The 2,492-nt window shown below is 43.8% G+C and carries 2 protein-coding genes; both read right to left on the bottom strand.

The window, feature by feature from the left end:
- On the bottom strand, window positions 1-609 hold a 609-nt coding region (locus ACTXGO_RS12305), incomplete at its 3' end, for an AAA family ATPase (protein WP_443574749.1).
- A gap of 51 nt (window positions 610-660) precedes the next feature.
- Window positions 661-2,151 (bottom strand): exonuclease SbcCD subunit D C-terminal domain-containing protein, encoded by a 1,491-nt coding sequence (locus ACTXGO_RS12310; protein ID WP_443542992.1) that lies wholly within the window; start codon window positions 2,149-2,151, stop codon window positions 661-663.
- Window positions 2,152-2,492: the final 341 nt, after the last annotated feature.

Consider the following 2,492-nt stretch of genomic DNA (forward strand, 5'->3'; position numbering starts at 1 on the left):
TTCCTCAAAGCGCTTTTTTTCATGGACCTGCTCTGAGATGGTGGCATAAATGTCCGTGCCAGTAATTTTTTCTAAAATGTCCGCACGCTCGTCCGCTTTGGCCTTTAAAAATGCCGAGAAGCTGCCTTGCGCAAGTAAGATGGAGCGCGTGAATTGCTGAAAGTCCATCCGCGTCAATTCAATAATCTTGATTTTAGTGTTCTTTATACTATTTTCTAAAATCTCATCGCCTTTTGACGCATCGGCGAGATTTATTTTGGCGACTTCATGAGTGGCATCTTGCAAATTGCCATCTGGCTTGTTATAGGCACGGCGCTGTCCCCAGCGGCAGCGATAGTGGATACCGTTTAAATCAATCACTACCTCAGCGAAACATTCTGCCGTTTGCCGCGTCATGACTTCATTGCTGCTCTTACTAATACTATTAATACGCGGCGTCTCCCCATACAGCGCTAGGCAGACCGCATCCAAAATCGTGGTCTTGCCCGCGCCCGTTTGTCCCGTAATCGCAAAAATGCCTTCATTAATAAAGGCAGAATCAGCAAAATCGATATGCCATTCGCCTTTTAAGGAGTTTAAATTTTTGAGTCGCAGTTCAATTAGGCGCATGGTGGGGTCTTAAAAATGGAGTTATGAGAGTTTCAAAACAAGAGTACATTATCACTCAGCCCGGCTATCATCATGATAGATATTATGAAGTATTTGCTGGTAGGCGTCCCGTAGTGAGTCGCGCTGGGTGTCGGCGATCTCATGCATATCTAGGCAGCGCTCAAAGACTGCCTCTACTTTTAAGTCTTGTAGCGTTTCAGAGCTTTGTTCTTGGTTTAATACTTTATTATAGGTGCGAGTATTATTGATTTTGAGCACTTCGCAAGACAAGCCTTCTATCATCGTGTTGATGTCCTCACGCAGCTCACTGACGATCTCATCACCGGTATAAACCACCTCTAACCAAATCGAGTCAGCTGGCTCTAGTGATTTGATAGTATCTGCTATAACGCTCAGATCCCCTGAGATTTGCGCTAACTTTTGAAAGCAAGGTATATGTACAGAGATCACTTGCATACTATTACTCTCATTTGAGTAGAGCGTTTTTGTGTCTGAACTTTCAGAGGTGTCTAAATTTTCATAGCTTAGCGTTTGAGTCGTTTCTTCTTCAATTCTGTTAAGCGCTTCAAAACCAAATAAATCATCTATCAAATCATTGGTATGAGTAATCGTTTTTTTGACAGGTTTTAAAACGGTTTCACTTAAGGAGTGAGGCGATTTTTTTACAGTAGATAGCACGTCGCCAAATTGCACGAGCAATACTTGCTTTTGCTGCTTTGCTTCACCAAAGCCCATAGCAATGGGCGAACCTGAGTAGCGAATATGTTCTTGACCGCCAACGCGCTGGGGTACATGCAAATGACCAAGCGCGACATAGTCAAAGCATTTATCGAACATCTCAGCTGATATTTTACCTAGATTGCCCACGTAAAGATCTCTTACGCCGTCGTCCTGTGTCGTTTTACTACCTGCCGCAAACAGATGACCAGTCGCGATAATAGGAATATGGCGATTGTGTTCCCGGGTTAATGATTTTTGCGCGTCCCTCGCTAATCGTGCAACCTCATCGTAGTGCGCGCGAATGCCTTTTATGACATTAGCGTCTTTGCTGTCCATGGACTCGCCTGCATGACTACTACGTACATCGCGGTCACGTAGATAAGGCACGGCGGCGATAATACAATGCGGACTACCGTCTTTGTCATTTAATACTAAGACTTCATCGTTTAGATCATCGCAAGCAGTACCGATAACGTGCACATTTAAGAATTTAAGGACTTGGCTTGGCGCATCCAAAAAAGTTGGGGAGTCATGGTTACCGGCGACGATAACGATATGATCACAGCATAATGTCGATACTTTACCCAAAAACTTATAATATAAAGCCTGCGCGCGGTTGCTTGGCGTCATCGTATCGAAAATATCCCCTGCGACAATGAGTACATCGACACTTTGGGCGCTGATGGTGCTCTCAAGCCAGCCCAAAAATGCCTCGAACTCGTCATAACGCATGCGTCCATACAACCTGCGACCTAAGTGCCAGTCAGAGGTGTGCAGGATGGTTAAGGGTTTAACTAAAGAGGTAGTGGTGGTGACAAGCATAGGTCAGCTTACAGACTAAAAATAGATGGCATTTATTCTAACAAGAATTTTGCCGCTTTAAACAAATACTTTGGAAATAGACTCCTTATGTGGGGTAAAAGCAAATTTTAAATAAAAAAAGGTCATACCAAGACTACTGATATGACCTTTTTGTTTATCTTGATTTTATATCAGTCTAACCTATCACCAACTGCTCCAAACCCTCATGCTGCGACTCAGCCAAAGAAGTGATCATTGATAGCGCGTGGGCATGCTGTCCATCAGGATGATGAGGGTGATTTTGAGTCACTAGATCTTTTGAAGCCCTAGTATTACCACCGCGCAGCCAATTATTATCCGTA

This window comes from Psychrobacter sp. T6-1 (assembly GCF_052258445.1).